The following is a 16,765-nucleotide window of genomic DNA, read 5'->3' as shown; positions in this document are numbered from 1 at the left end:
TCAAGGAAATTTTGAACTTCCAGTTACAACTTTAAAAACAGCCATAAATAATGGTTTACTAATTTCAACTTCACCAATTCTTATTTCAATTCCTAGTTTTTATGCTATCAGCTGGGTAAATGAATTCATTGCGCATTTTAGAAAACTTCAACCTTATAGAAAAATAATAATTGGTGGTCGCTGGGTAATTGATGATGAAGTTAAACTAATGAAAAAATTAGTGCCGCTTGCCGATATTATTTTCCCAGGAACAGCTGATAAAGATATTTTAAGACTTGTGACAGATAATCCAATGAAAGTTTTTACAACAAAATCTGAATTAGCTTTAGATTACTCTATTTTATATGACAGACATCTATATCAACCAAGTTTAGAAGTATCAAGAGGCTGTGGGATGGGATGTAATTTCTGTCAAGAAAAAGATGAACCTTTAGAGAAGCTAAAACCTCCAAAATTGATCACCTCCGAATCTGAGGGCACTATTATATTTGACGAACTGACGCCAATGAACCTATATTTTGAAGCCTCACTCTTCGCTTCGAATGAAAATTGGATAGATGAATTAATAGCTAATAAAGACAAAAGTAAACAAGCTTTTAAATGGAGAACAGAAGCTAGAGTCGATAGTATAAAGCCATCTCATATTAAAAAACTTAAAAAGTCAGGGTTAGAAATAATTGATTTAGGTTTAGAAAGTGCTGATCATAATCAATTGATAAACATGAATAAAACTAAAAAACCTGAAAAGTACCTTTCCCAAGCTTCTAGAATTATTGAGCAAGCTTATGATAATGATATTAAAGTTAAAGTTAATATACTTCTTTTTGCTGGTGAAACAGAAGACTCAGTTAATACAACGATAAATTGGCTTGATGCGCACAAAGATGCAATAACAGGAGTATCCGTTGGTCCAGTTATTGTTTTCGGTTGGCCTCAGAAGATCAAGGCATACCTAAATGAATTAAGTAAATTTGGTGCATCAATGAGCCATCAACCCATAACAGGGATTACACACCTCGATTTAAGTCCGACCATAGACTTCAAATATTCAAATGAAATATCAAAAACTATTGGGCAAAGATACACTACAGCACATGATTATTACTTTCTGAAATCTTTTTCATATTTTTCTAGGGATTACAGTTACAAAAAATTCTTAGCTGACTGTATGAACATTAAAACCAAAGTGAATTTTTTGGTCCCTGAATAAGTTTATTTGTACTAGTAAATGCGAATCGAAGTTTCTTACTCTCTGCTCGCATTTACTTAAACTTTAATACTTTTCAACTCACCCAAACCTATAAACTCCCTCGCCCATATGCCATAATCTAAATAATTCATTATTTTAGTAACTTGGCGCGTATTTAGGCGTTTTTAAGTTAACTACTCAGGGTTTTCAAATGGCATATCAAGAGCAAAATCAAGCAACAATCTATTGGCACGACTACGAGACTTGGGGAGCGAGCCCTCAAAAGGATAAGCCAAGCCAATTTGCGGGTATTCGTACCGATCTTGATTTAAATATTATTGGCGAGCCACTTATTGAATATTGTAAGCCGCAAGCGGATTACTTGCCTCACCCTGAGGCCTGTTTAATTACGGGTATTACACCACAAGTGGCGATGAAAAAAGGCTTAGTTGAAGCTGAGTTTATAGCAAAAATTCATGCCGAATTTAGCGTGCCAAACACCTGTGTTGCCGGTTATAACAGTATTCGGTTTGATGACGAAGTAAGTCGTTATAGCTTTTACCGTAACTTTTACGACCCATACGAGCGTGAATACAAAAATAACAATAGCCGCTGGGATATTATTGATTTAGTGCGTGCTTGTTATGCGCTGCGCCCTGAAGGCATTGAATGGCCGCTAAAAGAAGACGGTAGCCCAAGCTTTAAGTTAGAGCATTTAACGGTAGCCAATGGTATTGAACACGCTGCAGCGCACGATGCACTAAGCGACGTAACCGCCACTATTGCACTGGCTAAGCTAATAAAAGAAAAGCAACCAAAGCTGTATAACTTCTTTTTTGGGCTGCGTGGCAAAAAAGCCCTTGCTGAATTGGTTGATGTATTTAACATGACGCCGCTGGTGCATACCACGTCGCGCATACCTGCAACACAAGGCTGTACAAGCTGGGTTGCACCAATGAGCTTTCATCCGGTTAATAAAAACGCGGTTATTTGTTTTGATTTAACCCAAAACCCGCAAGTACTCATTGATTTAAACGTAGAAGAGTTACGCAAACGTTTATACACCAAACGTGTAGATTTAGCCGAGGACGATTTACCTGTTGGCTTAAAACTAGTGCATTTAAACAAGTGCCCTATTTTAGCCCCAGCTAAAACATTATTGCCTGAAAACGCCGCCCGCCTTGGGATTGACCGCGAGCAGTGCTTAGCTAATTTAGCTATTTTAAAAGCCAATACCGACCTTCGCGATAAAGTAACCGAAGTGTTTAACGAGCAAGGCGATTACAGCGCAACCACTAACGTTGACTACTTACTTTACGATGGGTTTACAAGCCATGCTGATAAAGCTAAATTTGCGATTATTCGTGATGCAAAACCAGATGAGTTAGCTGGGTTGAAGTTAGACTTTGAAGATAAAAAGTTTAATACCTTGTTGTTTAGATACCGCGCCCGTAACTGGCCTGAAACGCTAAACCAGCAAGAGCTTGACCAATGGCGCCAGTATTGCCAAAACAAGTTAATGCACGGGGAAGATCAACCATCGATTAACGCGCAAGATTTTATGATCACCCTTGAGAACCTAGCGCATGAGCATGACGACAGCGAAAAAAATCTTACAATTTTAAAGGCGCTATATAACTACGCTCAAAGCATGTAATTTTGTTTGTATAACGCATTAAAAACGCGACGCTTTAGCAATAAAGCGTCGCGTTATTGTTTATTAATATCTGTACCACTACAAACAAAGCAAAATTTATTTCACAAAGAGAAGCGAATGAGGAGTAAATGAGAAGACATAAAAACAATAATTTTTTAGATCTATTACTTCCTCTAAAAGCGCAGCGCCTCATAACCTCTTTGTGAATAAATCACTTTACGGGCTTTGCTCGTCACGCAAGCAAGCTTGCCGTCTACATCGACATACTCAACGTAAACGTTATTTTTTATGCAGCGCTTCAATGCGTGCTAGTAAGCTTGAGGTGTCGTATCTGCCGCCGCCGAGTGCTTGTACGTCGGCGTAGTATTGATCGACCGTTGCGGTCATTGGTAAAGTAGCGCCGTTGTTTTTAGCTTCATCGAGTGCAATGCCTAAATCTTTACGCATCCAATCTACGGCAAAACCAAACTCATATTCACCCGCCCACATTGTTTTGTAGCGGTTTTCCATTTGCCACGAACCGGCTGCGCCTTTCGAAATGGTTTCTATAACTTTTTCACCGTCAAGCCCAGCTTGCTTGGCAAAATGTAAGCCTTCGGCTAACCCTTGCACTGCGCCAGCAATACAAATTTGATTAACCATTTTACAAAGTTGTCCCGAGCCAACGCCGCCTAGTAATTGGCTAAAACGACTAAACGCCGCCATAACTGGCTGCACTTTAGCAAATACGGCTTCGCTGCCACCCGCCATAACCGTTAATACGCCGTTTTCGGCGCCAGCTTGTCCGCCCGATACAGGCGCATCAATAAAGTCGATATTTTGCAGAGCCGCTTTTGCAGCCACTTCACGTGCTACTTCAGCTGAGGTTGTGGTGTGATCTACCAAAATAGTGTGCGGTAACATGCCCGCTAACACGCCGTCGTCGCCATACACAACTGAGCGTAAATCGTCATCATTACCAACACACATAAATACGATGTCGGCATTATTGGCAGCTTCGCGCGGGGTTGGTGCAAAGCTTCCTGAATGTTCTGCAGTCCACGTTTGTGCTTTAGCTTGTGTGCGGTTATAAACGCATACGCTGTGCCCTGCTTTTGCTAAATGCCCCGCCATTGGGTAACCCATTACGCCTAAACCTATAAATGCGACTTTCATTGACATAAAAATGACCTATTTAACTGATAACTTAGAAACTAGACCTCGATTATGTCAACCGGTCGATAAAAAAGCGAATGAAAGTCTTTATAAAATTTCCTTAGCGGGAAAGGTAAGTAGGTAACCTATGGACAGTATTTATCAATTTAATGCACCACTTTATAACAGTGAAAATTTTTCTCTTAGCCAATTACAGGGCAAAACCGTCCTTATTGTTAATACAGCGAGTAAGTGTAATTTTTCGGTGCAATTAAATGCGCTCGAAAAGCTCTATCAGCAATACAAAAGCAATGGTTTTACTGTACTTGCGTTTCCGTGTAACCAGTTTGGCCAAAATGAGCCGCTTGATAATTTAGCCATTAAAGACTTTTACCAAGATCAATTTAATATCTCGTTTGAGGTATTTGGTAAGGTAATGGTAAACGGGCCAGAAACACATCCGTTGTTTAATTATTTAAAATCGCATACGCGGGGTATTTCGCAAAATCGTGCTATTAAGTGGAATTTCACTAAGTTTTTAATTAACTCACAAGGGCAACTTGTTGCGCGTTATGCACCGCGAACTAAGCCCGAAACACTTATACAAGTAATAGAAAGCAACCTACTGCAAGCCGCAAAGTTAAACGCTGCTAAAGGTGGTAAAAAAGTATCGTCAAAAATACCTTTGTTTATCCCAAGTAAGGCTCCGCTTAAGGCTTAATTTAAATCAATAAAATGCGTTTTACTAAAGCACAGGTTTATAAAGTAGTTTATTGTATTAGTAATAAATAATACTCCTTAAGCGTCGAGGCTATTACCATGAACATTGCTTTTTTTAGTACTCAAAAGTACGAACTGCCTTTTTTTGAACAAAGTACACGCGATCACCGTGATATAAAAATAACGTATTTTGAGCAAGCCTTGAGCGAACAAACGGCTATTCTAGCAAGCGGGTTTGATGCCATATGCGTATTTGTTAACGACACCGTAAATGCTGCTGTTATTGAACAATTAGCAAGCCAAGGTATAAAAACTATTTTGCTGCGTTGTGCAGGATTTAATAACGTTGATTTACCTGCAGCAAAAGCACATAAAATTAAAGTATTACGCGTACCGGCTTACAGCCCAGAAGCCGTAGCTGAGCACTGTATAGCGCTTATGCTAACGCTTAGCCGTAAAACCCATAAAGCGTATAACCGCGTACGCGAAGACAACTTTGATTTAAACGGATTGCTAGGTTTTAACTTGCACAACAAAACCGTGGGTATTGTAGGTTGCGGTAAAATTGGCCTTGCGCTGTGTAACATTTTAAATGGCTTTGGCGCTAAAGTATTAGTGTGCGACCCCTACGCACAACCTGGCAATTATACAATTACCGATATAGACACCTTACTTAGCCAAAGCGATGTGATTTCTTTGCATTGCCCTTTAACGGAGCAAACTCATCATTTAATAGATGACGAGGCATTTAGTAAAATGAAAACCGGTGTAATGCTTATTAACACCTCTCGCGGTGCACTGCTTAACAGCAAAGCGTGTATAAACGCACTTAAAACTAAAAAATTAGGCTACTTGGGGCTCGACGTTTACGAGCAAGAGTCGGAGCTGTTTTTTAAAAATCACAGCGACGAAATAAATCAAGACGATATATTTTCGCGCTTAGTGAGCTTTAAAAATGTTTTAGTAACAGGCCATCAGGGCTTTTTTACCCAAGAGGCACTCACCGAGATAGCAAACACAACCCTACTTAACGCGCTTGAAGTAAATGAAGGTAAACCTCTAACTAATGAGGTTTTATAAATACCTTAGCTTTACCTAAATAATAGGCACAAAAAAAGCGAAGTGCGTTTTAAACTCACTTCGCTTTATTAGTTTATTTTAGGGCTTAGATAAAATTAACCAAAGGCAACGTTTGCAAATACCAAGGTCATTAATATTGGGCAAACAAAACGAATATACTGAGCAAACCAGTAATGTACGCCGGTTGTTGCTTGATGTAATTTATTACCACGCTGCCACATCCAACCTACCGTAATAAAGTAAAACAAGCCCATAAGCGGTAATTGGTATTGGGTAAATAACATAATAACTAAGCCAAATAACCAATCAAAATTTAGTATAATTGCGCTTGCACACACAAGTACAACGGCGCTTACTGCCCATGTTGCTTTGGTGCGGCTAACGTTGTGATTTTCGACTAAAAACGCTACCGGAATTTCGGTGGTCGATATTGTTGACGTAACCGATGCGATAGACATTAATACAAAAAACAATAAACCAACTAATAAGCCAATTTCGCCCATGGTGCTAAATAGCTCAGGTAAAATAGCAAAAATAAGCTGCCCTTCGCCAATCAGTTTACCACCACTAAATACTTCAACACCGTTGTGCTGCGCCACATAAATAGCAGGAATAATAAGTAACCCCGCTAAAAAAGCAACGCCTGTATCCAGTAGTGCAACACCTGCGGTGAGCTTTGGTAAATTAGCATCTGGCTGTAAATACGAGCCGTAAATCATCATACAGCCCACACCTAAAGAGAGCGAAAAGAACGCTTGCCCCATTGCAGCAATAATTAAATTAGGGTCGAGTATTTGGCTAAAATCAGGAATTAAATACGCAGCAAAGCCTTCACTTGCGCCATCGAGTGTTGCAATGTAGGCAATTAAACCAACAAGCAGCACAAGTAACAGTGGCATTAAACGGCGCGACCAGGTTTCGATTCCCGATTTAACACCCTTTAAAATAATACTGGCAGTTAAAATAAGCATAAGCGGCGTAAATACAAAATTACGCAGCACTGAGTCGCTATGTAAAAACTCGCTTGCGCCTGTAAACCCAAAAAAGGTTGTTATAGGTTCAATAGCGTACGAGAGCATCCACCCTGCTACTATTGAGTAAAAACTTAGCATAACAACTGCGCCCGCAAGGCCTATATAACCTGCCGCAGCACCAACCTTACGGTTAGTGTTTTGCCATGCATCGCCCAATGCTTTTACAGGGTTAGCTTGTGCTTTGTGACCTAAATATAGTTCGGTATACAGCGCAGGAAGCGCAAGTAAAAATATAACAATAAAGTAAACCAGTAAAAATGCACCGCCACCATGGTTGGCCGCTTGCGTAGGAAAACCCCAAATATTACCTAAACCCACTGCTGCGCCAGCAGCGGCTAAAACAAAACCAAGTCGGCTTTGAAACCCATCACGCACTTGTGCCATACATCTACAAATCTGTTATTATTTTGATTATTGTGAATTAAACCATATTTCATGCCAGCTGAGTAATAAAATTGTACCCAGCCTTTATTAGTGGCGTTAACCGCTCACAATATCAGCGACTTCTTTTGCTTTAGGGCTTTTATGACTGAACACTATTTTAAAAACGCCTTGAGTATTACTTCAACTCAATTGGCAAATTTGTCTTTTGCGAGTAACAGTATTATATTATTTAATGCTAAAACACTTGAGCTTAGTGACTTTAATTTGCCCGATTGCTTAAGCCCATTTGAGTTAAACATTATAAACCGCCGTAAAAGAGTGCAAGCTAAGCAAGAATATTTAGCTACGCGGTTATTGCTAAAACACCTTATTAAAGTAGCGCAGCCGCAACATGCGCACGTAGCCCTTAATAAAATGAGTACAGAATTTGACGAAGCAAGCTCAAAACTGCAAATACACGTGGGTGATGATGTTATAAATACCTGTATTTCGCATTCGCATGGTTTAGTTGGGGTCGCGCTAAATTTTGATAAAAGTGAGTTTGGTTTTGATATTGAAAAAGTAAGCCTAAAGCGCCCGTTTGAAAAGCTCGCTAAGCATTTTTATCATAATGATGAAATTACACTTATCACTGAGCCCACTAATACCCAAGCCCAAGCAGATACGTTTTTTAGAATTTGGACATTAAAAGAGTCACTTGCTAAAGCCACCAGCCGCCCTATTGCAAAATTACTTAGCCCCAATGTGTTTGACGAATTACATAGTGCAAAGCTTAGCGCTTGCAGTAATAGCATTACTGTAGCTGATAGCAGTGACAACAATGTTTGTTTTGATGTGAGTGTGGTGCATAAAAAAAGCACCGACTGGCGATGCTTTTTATTAACCGACTTTGTTAAGTAACTTTACTAGGTAACTTTACTAGGTAGTTTTACTAGGTAACTTTACTAGGTGCTTTTCCTGAATAACGATTACTTACGCAGCAAAATCGTTTTCTAATAAACGGCTATGAATAGACTGCACTACGTTATCTGACTCAGTTTGCTCTACTAAAAAGCACAAGTTGTGCTTACTAGCACCGTGACAAATTAATCGAATGTTAAAGTCTTTTAGTACACTCATTAAGTTCATTTCGTGTTGGCGTAATTGAATCTCAGAGCCAATAAGTGCTACCAGTGTTAGGTTGTTTTCTACCGAAACATGGCAAAACTCTGCAAGCTTATCTAGGCATTCTTGATCAAGCTCTGGGCGCGATGCGTTTTGCGCGTTATCAAGGGTTATAGCTACGCTGATTTCTGATGTGGTTACCAGATCTACCGATATATTGTATTCACTTAATAGTGTAAATACGCGTACTAAAAAGCCGCTTGCTAGTAGCATTTCTGGGCTTTTAAGCGTAAGCAAAATTTGGTTTTTACGTTGTGTTACTGCGCGTATACCTGGTTGCTGCGATTTTTCGCGCTCAATCCATGTACCGCCACGCTCAGGCTCTCGGCTAGAACCTACAAACACATTAATGTGGCTACGGCTCGCTGGTAAAATAGTCGCTGGGTGCAATACTTTTGCGCCAAAGGTTGCCATTTCGGCGGCTTCGTCAAAACTTAAACGTGCAATAGGCGTCGCTTTTGAGCACAAACGCGGGTCGGTGCTAAAAATGCCCACTACGTCGGTCCAAATATGCACGCTTTTAGCATTGATTGCTTCAGCTAGTAATGCAGCGCTATAGTCTGAACCACCTCGTCCAAGCGTTGTGGTTTGGCCGTATTCGTCACTGCCAATAAACCCCTGAGTCACAATGACTTGAGCGTCTAATAACGGGATTAAATGTTCTTTAGCGGCTTGCGCTGTGGCTGCAACATTAGGCGTTGCTTTACCAAATTGGCTGTCGGTTTTAAGCACCTTGCGCACATCAAAGCGATCGGCGTTTAAACCTTGTAAACGCAGCACTTGTGCAAACAAATACGACGACAAACGCTCACCAAAGCTAAGTAGCTCGTCGTGTTGCTGATCGGTTGTTAGTGACTCTTGAGCCAATGTTTGAAATGCTTTTAGGGTTTCGTTAAAGCCAACCGCTAAATCGGCATCTAGCGATAACTCATCTAAAATAGTTTGTTGAATAGCAAGCACACCGTTTATGTGTTCTTGGCGCTCACTTGAGGTAATACTTGGTTTGCACAGTGCAACTAAGTGGTTAGTTACGCCGGCACTAGCGCTCACGGCAACAATACGTACGCTTTTATCTGCAACAATAATTTCGCTACAGCGACTCATCGCTTCAAAATTTGCAACACTTGTTCCACCAAATTTGGCAACGATGTAATCTGATTTTGCGCCTGATACTGTTTGTGGCACTGATTGGGTAGTCATTTAGTCTCCTTTCGCGGTATCCAAACCGCAATAAAACAAGAAGAACTTGGCAAAGGAATGCTTGAAGATAAGTCCACTGCCAGAAGCTCTCCACCTATATTGGTGACAGTTTTGAGGATTCAGCCCCATAAACCGAAAAACAATGATGACGTACCATTATTTTCCTCGGCGAGTACTTCCCTCCTTAATGATCATCGGCTTTCGTCGCCTAACATTAAGTACCTAAGTATCGCACCTCTTCTGAATGCTTTATTAACCAGTGGCTAATAAAACAAAACCCCACTAAGTAGCGGGGCTTTGAAAGTTATCGTTTAGACGTCTAGCTGTCAAGCATTTAATAATTTATGAGTTAAATAAAACTGCCCATGTAATACGAGCCCGCATATCCAACCGTGTAACAAATTAATAAATGCAGCGATAAACGCAAGTAGCTCATAAAGGTAAGCGCTTTAACTTTACTCATGGCAATAATGCCCGCAGCCGAACCAATAATAAGCATTGAACCGCCCACACCCGTTGCATACGTAAACGACAACCAATGTTGTTGGCTCATTACTATATTAGCTTTTAATAATGCAGCGGTAAGCGGTACGTTATCGACCCCTGCTGATAATATGCCCATTAAGTAGTTTGCGTATTCTGGTGCCATTACCGTGTATAGGTCGGTAAATTTACTCAACATACCAATTTCTTTAAGTGCGCCTACAAGTAAAAGTACGCCTACAAAAAACAATAATGTGTCGTATTCTATATCGCGAACAAAATCGATTATGTCTTTGTTTATGTCTTTTTTGCGCATTAAAAATTGCGCCACTAAAAACATCACTGACAAGCCAAACAAAAAGGTTAATAGAGGCGGTACGCTGTAAATTACACTCAGCGTAAGTGTGCTCACTACGGTAGATAAAAATATAACAGCAATGGTTATGTCGGTTTTTTCAATGCGGGTTTTACCTGCACTAGCAAACTCAACACGCCCTTTCATACCTATAGACAGTAACGCGGCTAGCAGCATAACGCTTGCAAGTGCTGGCGCTATAAGTAGTAATAAATGAGCTATGGTTACTTTGCCATCTAAAAATATCATTAGTGTGGTTACGTCACCTGTTATTAGCGATACCCCACCTGAGTTAACCCCAAACACAATAAGCGTGGCGTATTTAACGAGCTTTTTAGGTTCAAGTTTTAACGACATAACAACCGCAAGCGATATAAGCGTCGCTGTTACGTTATCTGAAATCGACGAAAACAAAAACGCAAAACCACCCACCAAAAACATGAGCTTTTTTTCGCTAATACTTTTTGGCATAACACGGTGCACAATATTTTCTATAAACCCCTTTGAATTTAAATACGCTACAAAGGTCATTGCAGCCATTAAAAATAGCCATAATGAGGCAATTTCTAAAATATTTTCATTTAAAAGATGTTGAATCGTATCGGGGCTTTGCCCGTGTAGAGGGTATATAAAAAGAAGAATCCAGCAAAGCGTACCAAAAAACAGCGTGGTTTTAGCTTTATTTACATGGATTATATCTTCTATAACGATCAGTAAAAATGCAATCGCTATCAGGGTTAGAATAATCGAGGAAACCATGGTAGTTAAACAACCTTTGATATAGTTTTAAAGAACACACAAATAACATTCCATTTCATGTGCCTATTTTCGGCGCGAATTTTAGCACTGCCTCTATGCAAAAACTATTATTAAATGGTCTTAAAAACGAATACTATATACAGACAAGGTTAATTAAAAATACGTAATAATGAGTCTTCTAAAAGAACTCAATAATAAAATACTAGGATGTTGTAACCCCTTATGATCCCAGCTAAAAAGCTGCTAAACACCATAACCGAACATTGGGGTGTATTAGAGCTATTATTTAAACGTTTTAAAATGGCTGACTTTAGCCTAAAAGACGTACAAAACGCGATTAAGCAAAAGCAGCCTACGTGGTCAAACGAACGCATTTATAAAGAAACAAATCGTTTGTTAAACCAAGATATTTTAATTCCGCTGGCTAAATCCTCTCAGCTTGAAATAAATCGTGCTATTGCTGATTTTGCTACTTTTTTACTGCAAGAAGAGCATTTAGGTTTAGCGCAAGAAATTAGCGTATTAGTAGAGGACCTAGCTCGCTTAGGTAACCGCCTAGATAACGCTGGCGAAATAGAAGACTTTGACGACTTACGCCGCTACAGCCGCATTATGGATGATCGGGTGCGTAAAATAATGAAGCTCTATACGCACAACGAAAACGCTATTTTAAATATTGTTGAACAAGCCAAATCAAATAATGCAGTGCAATCGCTGCAAAAACGTTATAAAGCAGTAATAGAAGCCTTTGACGAATACATAGAGCCAATGCTTGAAATGGTTGATATTCGTGGTGAGTTTCATGCATGTTTTACCCTCATTGAAGAGCAAATAAGTAAGCAAATACTGCACATTGAGCGCTCAGGTAAAGCGTATAACGACAAACGTATGCTGGAGCAATTACGTACCCGTATACTCGAAATGCATTTAATGGGCCGAGAAAGCTTACGTAAAAGTGCCGATATGCTTATGCCACTACGTGAAGAGCTACGTCGTAATAACTTAATTACTCGCCAAGCAGCCAAAGTACTTGGGCTTGTACGTAAAAATGGCGTAGACAATATGCTAAGTGCTGTGCAACCACATTTTGTAAGCGACGCGCAGCGATATTCGCTTGGTCAGCAACGCCATATTGTGGCTTACATGGCAAGCTTGGTTGAATTTGAACACGAAGAATACCAATTGCCTGACCAGCAAGACGTGCCTGCATTTGTTACGCCTAATATTCCTGACTACAACGATGTTAAAACCAGCTTTGCTAAGCGCTTTAATAAAAAACGCAAAAAGCCGCAGCCCTTGCTGCAATTTTTAGACGAAAGCTATCCAGATCTCGATGCCGACGAAATGCTATTTTTGTATCAAAAATTAGTCAGCGACAGCGATATTAAAATAATTCAAAGCGATGAAAAAGCCCGCGTAAAAATTGCCGGTCAGCACTTTTCTTTATATCCATTTAATTCAGAGCCTCAGCCAGATTCAAAGGCAGGTAAATAAACCATGACACACATAAACTTAGACGAGCTAACCCATCTACAAGCCATTAATAAAAAATTAGTAGCGGGTTATCACATTTGCGAGCAAGACAACGTAATGTGGCAAGAGCTTGACCAACACATAGAAGACTACACCGCCCTATTTACCGCCCTAGGTAACGATTTAAAACGCGACAGCCGTGGCTTTTATTACTTTGGTAGCGACGAAAGCACACCCAATATGGGCAAAATATCTCGCGCTATCGCACTCACCATTTACATTTTAATTGAGCACTACGCCAATACGGGTAAAGATCCAATGCGCGCATTGTTTGACGACGTAAACGATTTAGAGCTTATGCAAACGCTGGTGCAAATTAACAAACATTTGTTTGATCAGCTTGAGATATTTTCGGGATCGGATTTGCGTAAAGACGTTTACCTGCGCATGGTGCGCTTAGGTTTAGCCCGTGAAGTAGAAGGCGGCTTTATGCTACAAGCGCCAATTCACCGCTACATAGATGCACTCATGGAAGTAAACGAAGAAACCTACATTACAGAGGACGAGGAATGAAAAATCTATACGGACTAAGCAAACTCGCCCTACTTAACACCGCAGGCTATGCAAAATGTGTGATCCCGCTTGATAAAAGCAGCTCTATTTGCGCGCCCAATAACACCGGTAAAAGCTCGGTTATTAACGCCCTGCAGTTTCCGCTTATTAACGATTTGCGCTTAACAGAATGGGACGGACACGATTTAGATGAAACCCGTAAGTTTTATTTTTCATCCGATCAGTCCTACATTTTACTAGAAGCTAACTTGCCTCATGGCTCGGTAGTAATTGGAGTTGCAGGACTTGGTAAAATTGCCGGTTACGCGCATCAGTACTTTTGTTATCAAGGTAAGCTTGATTTAGAGCAGTATACGCAAGGTAAAACTATTATTAAATTTACCAAGCTGTTCAACCATTTAAAATCGCTTAACTACAACCCTATTGAGTTAAAAGCACAAGAGTTAAACGCGCTGTTGACTGGCGGCGCAACGCCTTTTGACGGCGACATTAACCTAAAAATGATCCCGCTAAATAATGTACAAGACTCTTCTATTTATAAAGAAATATTTAGACGTATTCTTAACTTACACAAATTAGGCGCAAGCGACGTAAAACGCTTTATGCTACGCGTGTTTGAACGCCATATGTCGAACTCTAAGGTCGACTTTTATGAAGTATGGCGTCGCTCGTTTGATAAAGTAAATCGCTCAAAACGCGAATTAAAAGCCCTTGAGTCAATGCAAGAGCCAATAGCCGCGCTTGAATCAATGCTTGAAAACCAAACCGTGCTTAAAGGTAAATTGGCGGCGTACGCCCCTAAAATTGACCAAGCACTGATTGATTTTGATACTTATCAAGAATCGCAACTCTCTGAGCTTGCCATCGCGCTTGAAGATATAGAGCACGAAAAACACGAGTTTGAGCAAAAGCAAAGCCTATACGTACAGCAATCGCGCGATATAGAGCGCAGACAAACTCAAATTGAGCAGTGGTTTTTAGATTACGATGCGCTTAAAAGTGAATTTGAACTGGTAAATAAAGCCACGCTTAAAACCAGCCTGACTCAGTTAAAGCAAGATTACGAGTCGCTTTCGCACTCTATAACCAGCGCACAAGGGCAAAGCCTACATACGCTTGACTACCGCATTAGCGAAACACAAAAACAAATTAAGAGCTTAAAGCTGCAACTTAAAAACCTTGAGTTTAATTTGTTTACCCGTATGCGCGAAGACCTCTCGTTAAAAGAAGTAGAAGAAATATCGCGCATTTTAAACCCAGATATTCTCTCGTTTGCGACCACCACCAATGGCGATATAACCATTGATGACGAAGACGCATTTGGTGAGTTTTTATCGCTATTAAGTGAAAACGTTAAAGGCGGTGTACTAACTCTGCCAGGTGCGAGCATTAAGCTTAAAAAACTCTCGCCAGTGCAAATGCAAAGCGGCGAAAACAAAGAGCAATTAACCGCTCAGCTCAGTGCACTTGAGCATTCACTTAAAGAATTTAAGCAACAACGCGATGTTGCTGCAAACGTTGCCGACAAGCAAAAAGAAAAAGACGCGTTATACGATGAGCTTATGAGCGCAGAGAGCGCCCTAAAACGCTTAGAGCAGTTTGATGTAATGCAGCAGTCTGTTGAAGCGCAAGCCATGCTAAAAGAGCAGTTATTAGCTGAGCGCGAACAAGTTGACGACTACCTGCAAGATATTCAAAAAAATAGTGGCTCAATTGCCGATCGTCGCTCGTTAATTAAATCTAAACAAGAGCAAATTAATCGCCAAACTGAGCGCTTACGCCAAGTTAAAAGCGAGCGAATTGACCATACGCTTGATTTATACAGCGGTAAAGTGACCCCGTACATGATTGATATTACGGTCGACTTTGATAACTTAAGCGATCTTGTTCATCACTTTAATAAAGACTGCCAAGAGCTGCGTAATTTTGACATAAACGTGCGCAACACCTATTTGCATGTATATAACGCAGGTATAACTAAATTCGACAACGAAAACGACGAATATACTAAGTACCAAAAGCTAATAAGCGCCTTTCATAATATTGATAACGAACGCGACGCTGTTGAACGCCAAGCACGCGTTGCGCTTACCGAAGTGGCCGCAACTATTAAAGGCTTGCGAGAAGATTTAGACCGACTTCGCCGCGAAATGAACAGCTTTAATAAAGGCATAAGCCAGCACCGTATTTCAAATCTGCAAGCGTTTAAAATTAACGTAATACCGCGCAAAATGCTGGTTGATAGTATAGATACCATTATCAGCACGTCGCATCAGTTTGAGCAAGGTGACACGCTTGATTTACTTAGCCAAGAACCGTACAGCGAAAGTGCGGTAAACGAAGCGAAAGATCACTTAATTAAACTCGCCTCAGATAAAGCGGGCTTAACACTTACCGATTTATTTGATATTCGATTTGAAGTGGTTAACCGCGCAGGTGAAACAGAGCACTTTGAAAAAATAGATTCGGCGGGTTCAAACGGCACACGTATTACGATTAAGTTATTGTGTGGCATGTTGTTTATTCGCTACTTATTAAGTGACCAGGAACAAAACCTATACCGTATACCTATTTACATAGATGAAGCGGCCGACATTGACCCACAAAATCAAAAAGCAATTATAGAAACCGCACTAAGCTTTGGTTTTGTGCCTATATTTGCCTCAGTTAAACCACAAATAAGTTGTGACTACATTGTGCCTATTCGCTCGGTAAAAGACGGTGCACAAAACTGGGTAGATGAAAAAGATTGGATTGAAGTTGAACACAATTAATTGGCCGTTAAGGCAAACCATCTAAACTAAAATATAGGACGTTTAAATAATACACATTTAAACTATGTGTGTTATTTTAAATTAATGCATTTTATTGGAGCAAACGTAATGAAAAATATACTTATTGTTGCAGCGCTAGCACTTCTTACAGCCTGTACACAAACCCCAGATTGGGATTACGATAAATCAGCTAACTTTAGTAATTTTAAAACATTTGCTTGGGTAGAAAACGCCAGCCTAACTAAAGACACAAATAACTATCAAATTAATGGCCTAATGGAAAAGCGTGTTCGCACTGCCGTTAACGCAGAGCTGAGCCAAACATTAGGTATGAGCTTAGTTGATGCAGCAAATGCTGATGTACTTGTTAACTATCATGCATCGGTAGACAAAGAGCTTGAAGTAGACAACTTCAATATAAACTACCGCCCGCATTGGGGTTATTGGGGTACTGGTTTTCAACGCGATACAACTGCGCGTGAATACGAAGTGGGTACACTGATTATTGATATTGTAGACCGTGAATCTAACCAGCTAGTATGGCGCGGCGCAAAAGAAGGTCGATTAAAGAAAAATCAATCGCCAGAACAACGTGAAGCATCAATTAACAAAACAGTGAGCGAAATTTTAAGTAACTTCCCGCCGCAAAAGCAGCAGTAAGTTAAAATTAGCTATAAGTTAGTTTTGAAAAAGCTCACAGTATGTGAGCTTTTTTGTAGGTGTGTATTTTTGTGACTTTTAAAATAAAGTAATTACGAGCTACGCTCGTCACGTCAGCAAGCTGCA

General features: G+C 40.2%; 13 protein-coding genes and 1 riboswitch. Of the genes, 9 read left to right on the top strand and 4 right to left on the bottom strand.

Annotated elements, in window-relative coordinates; translation table 11 throughout:
• Together CXF64_RS16975 and sbcB are read left to right on the top strand one after the other, a co-directional pair.
• The coding region (locus tag CXF64_RS16975; RefSeq protein ID WP_101217592.1) for a radical SAM protein at positions 1 to 1,210 on the top strand (1,210 nt) is incomplete at its 5' end.
• Between the two features lie 190 nt (positions 1,211 to 1,400).
• Entirely contained in the window at positions 1,401 to 2,846 is a 1,446-nt protein-coding gene (gene sbcB, locus CXF64_RS16970; protein WP_007581911.1) for an exodeoxyribonuclease I, read from the top strand.
• A 279-nt stretch (positions 2,847 to 3,125) separates the two neighbouring features.
• Here sbcB and CXF64_RS16965 read toward each other — a convergent pair whose 3' ends face one another.
• Positions 3,126 to 4,007, bottom strand: a complete 882-nt coding sequence (locus CXF64_RS16965; protein WP_101217591.1) for an NAD(P)-dependent oxidoreductase — start codon at positions 4,005 to 4,007, stop codon at positions 3,126 to 3,128.
• A gap of 121 nt (positions 4,008 to 4,128) precedes the next feature.
• Between CXF64_RS16965 and CXF64_RS16960 the strand changes: the two genes are divergently transcribed.
• Positions 4,129 to 4,701, top strand: a complete 573-nt coding sequence (locus tag CXF64_RS16960; protein ID WP_101217590.1) for a glutathione peroxidase — start codon at positions 4,129 to 4,131, stop codon at positions 4,699 to 4,701.
• 98 nt (positions 4,702 to 4,799) lie between these two features.
• On the top strand, positions 4,800 to 5,780 hold the full coding sequence (locus CXF64_RS16955) for a 2-hydroxyacid dehydrogenase (protein ID WP_101217589.1): 981 nt from the start codon (positions 4,800 to 4,802) through the stop codon (positions 5,778 to 5,780).
• Positions 5,781 to 5,875: 95 nt separating this feature from the next.
• Here the strand turns inward: CXF64_RS16955 and CXF64_RS16950 are convergent, their stop codons facing one another.
• Positions 5,876 to 7,198 (bottom strand): sodium-dependent transporter, encoded by a 1,323-nt coding sequence (locus CXF64_RS16950; protein WP_101217588.1) that lies wholly within the window; start codon positions 7,196 to 7,198, stop codon positions 5,876 to 5,878.
• A 141-nt stretch (positions 7,199 to 7,339) separates the two neighbouring features.
• Here CXF64_RS16950 and CXF64_RS16945 point away from each other — a divergent pair, with 141 nt between their 5' ends.
• A complete protein-coding gene (locus CXF64_RS16945) occupies positions 7,340 to 8,098 on the top strand; it encodes a 4'-phosphopantetheinyl transferase family protein (RefSeq protein ID WP_101217587.1) in 759 nt (252 codons plus the stop codon).
• A 72-nt stretch (positions 8,099 to 8,170) separates the two neighbouring features.
• Here the strand turns inward: CXF64_RS16945 and lysC are convergent, their stop codons facing one another.
• Together lysC and nhaD are read right to left on the bottom strand one after the other, a co-directional pair.
• Positions 8,171 to 9,562, bottom strand: coding sequence for a lysine-sensitive aspartokinase 3 (gene lysC / locus CXF64_RS16940; protein ID WP_101217586.1), 1,392 nt, complete (start codon positions 9,560 to 9,562; stop codon positions 8,171 to 8,173).
• A gap of 75 nt (positions 9,563 to 9,637) precedes the next feature.
• Positions 9,638 to 9,810, bottom strand: a riboswitch (Lysine riboswitch).
• A gap of 101 nt (positions 9,811 to 9,911) precedes the next feature.
• Complete coding sequence (gene nhaD / locus CXF64_RS16935) at positions 9,912 to 11,159, bottom strand: sodium:proton antiporter NhaD (protein WP_101217585.1); 1,248 nt, start codon at positions 11,157 to 11,159, stop codon at positions 9,912 to 9,914.
• 222 nt (positions 11,160 to 11,381) lie between these two features.
• Between nhaD and CXF64_RS16930 the strand changes: the two genes are divergently transcribed.
• The 4 genes from CXF64_RS16930 to CXF64_RS16915 all read left to right on the top strand — a co-directional run bounded on the left by CXF64_RS16930 (position 11,382) and on the right by CXF64_RS16915 (position 16,639).
• Positions 11,382 to 12,653, top strand: coding sequence for a hypothetical protein (locus tag CXF64_RS16930; protein WP_101217584.1), 1,272 nt, complete (start codon positions 11,382 to 11,384; stop codon positions 12,651 to 12,653).
• A gap of 3 nt (positions 12,654 to 12,656) precedes the next feature.
• On the top strand, positions 12,657 to 13,205 hold the full coding sequence (locus CXF64_RS16925; RefSeq protein ID WP_010553432.1) for a condensin complex protein MksE: 549 nt from the start codon (positions 12,657 to 12,659) through the stop codon (positions 13,203 to 13,205).
• Positions 13,202 to 15,979 (top strand): ATPase, encoded by a 2,778-nt coding sequence (locus tag CXF64_RS16920; protein WP_101217583.1) that lies wholly within the window; start codon positions 13,202 to 13,204, stop codon positions 15,977 to 15,979. The genes CXF64_RS16925 and CXF64_RS16920 overlap by 4 nt, the downstream gene beginning before the upstream one ends.
• A gap of 108 nt (positions 15,980 to 16,087) precedes the next feature.
• Positions 16,088 to 16,639, top strand: coding sequence for a DUF4136 domain-containing protein (locus tag CXF64_RS16915; RefSeq protein ID WP_101217582.1), 552 nt, complete (start codon positions 16,088 to 16,090; stop codon positions 16,637 to 16,639).
• Positions 16,640 to 16,765: the final 126 nt, after the last annotated feature.

The sequence above is a fragment of the Pseudoalteromonas sp. GutCa3 genome (genome assembly GCF_002836155.1).
Lineage (GTDB): Bacteria > Pseudomonadota > Gammaproteobacteria > Enterobacterales > Alteromonadaceae > Pseudoalteromonas > Pseudoalteromonas arctica.
Note: the sequence above shows the minus strand (reverse complement) of the source record. Positions and strands in the feature narration are given on the sequence as shown.

What these genes read in the sequence shown, in the direction of transcription:
- CXF64_RS16920 (WP_101217583.1), top strand. Translation starts at nt 13,202, where the DNA reads ATGAAAAATCTATACGGACTAAGCAAACTCGCCCTACTTAACACCGCA.
- CXF64_RS16955 (WP_101217589.1), top strand. Translation starts at nt 4,800, where the DNA reads ATGAACATTGCTTTTTTTAGTACTCAAAAGTACGAACTGCCTTTTTTT.
- sbcB (WP_007581911.1), top strand. Translation starts at nt 1,401, where the DNA reads ATGGCATATCAAGAGCAAAATCAAGCAACAATCTATTGGCACGACTAC.
- CXF64_RS16965 (WP_101217591.1), bottom strand. Translation starts at nt 4,007, where the DNA reads ATGTCAATGAAAGTCGCATTTATAGGTTTAGGCGTAATGGGTTACCCA.
- nhaD (WP_101217585.1), bottom strand. Translation starts at nt 11,159, where the DNA reads ATGGTTTCCTCGATTATTCTAACCCTGATAGCGATTGCATTTTTACTG.
- CXF64_RS16950 (WP_101217588.1), bottom strand. Translation starts at nt 7,198, where the DNA reads ATGGCACAAGTGCGTGATGGGTTTCAAAGCCGACTTGGTTTTGTTTTA.
- CXF64_RS16915 (WP_101217582.1), top strand. Translation starts at nt 16,088, where the DNA reads ATGAAAAATATACTTATTGTTGCAGCGCTAGCACTTCTTACAGCCTGT.
- CXF64_RS16960 (WP_101217590.1), top strand. Translation starts at nt 4,129, where the DNA reads ATGGACAGTATTTATCAATTTAATGCACCACTTTATAACAGTGAAAAT.
- CXF64_RS16930 (WP_101217584.1), top strand. Translation starts at nt 11,382, where the DNA reads ATGATCCCAGCTAAAAAGCTGCTAAACACCATAACCGAACATTGGGGT.
- lysC (WP_101217586.1), bottom strand. Translation starts at nt 9,562, where the DNA reads ATGACTACCCAATCAGTGCCACAAACAGTATCAGGCGCAAAATCAGAT.
- CXF64_RS16925 (WP_010553432.1), top strand. Translation starts at nt 12,657, where the DNA reads ATGACACACATAAACTTAGACGAGCTAACCCATCTACAAGCCATTAAT.
- CXF64_RS16945 (WP_101217587.1), top strand. Translation starts at nt 7,340, where the DNA reads ATGACTGAACACTATTTTAAAAACGCCTTGAGTATTACTTCAACTCAA.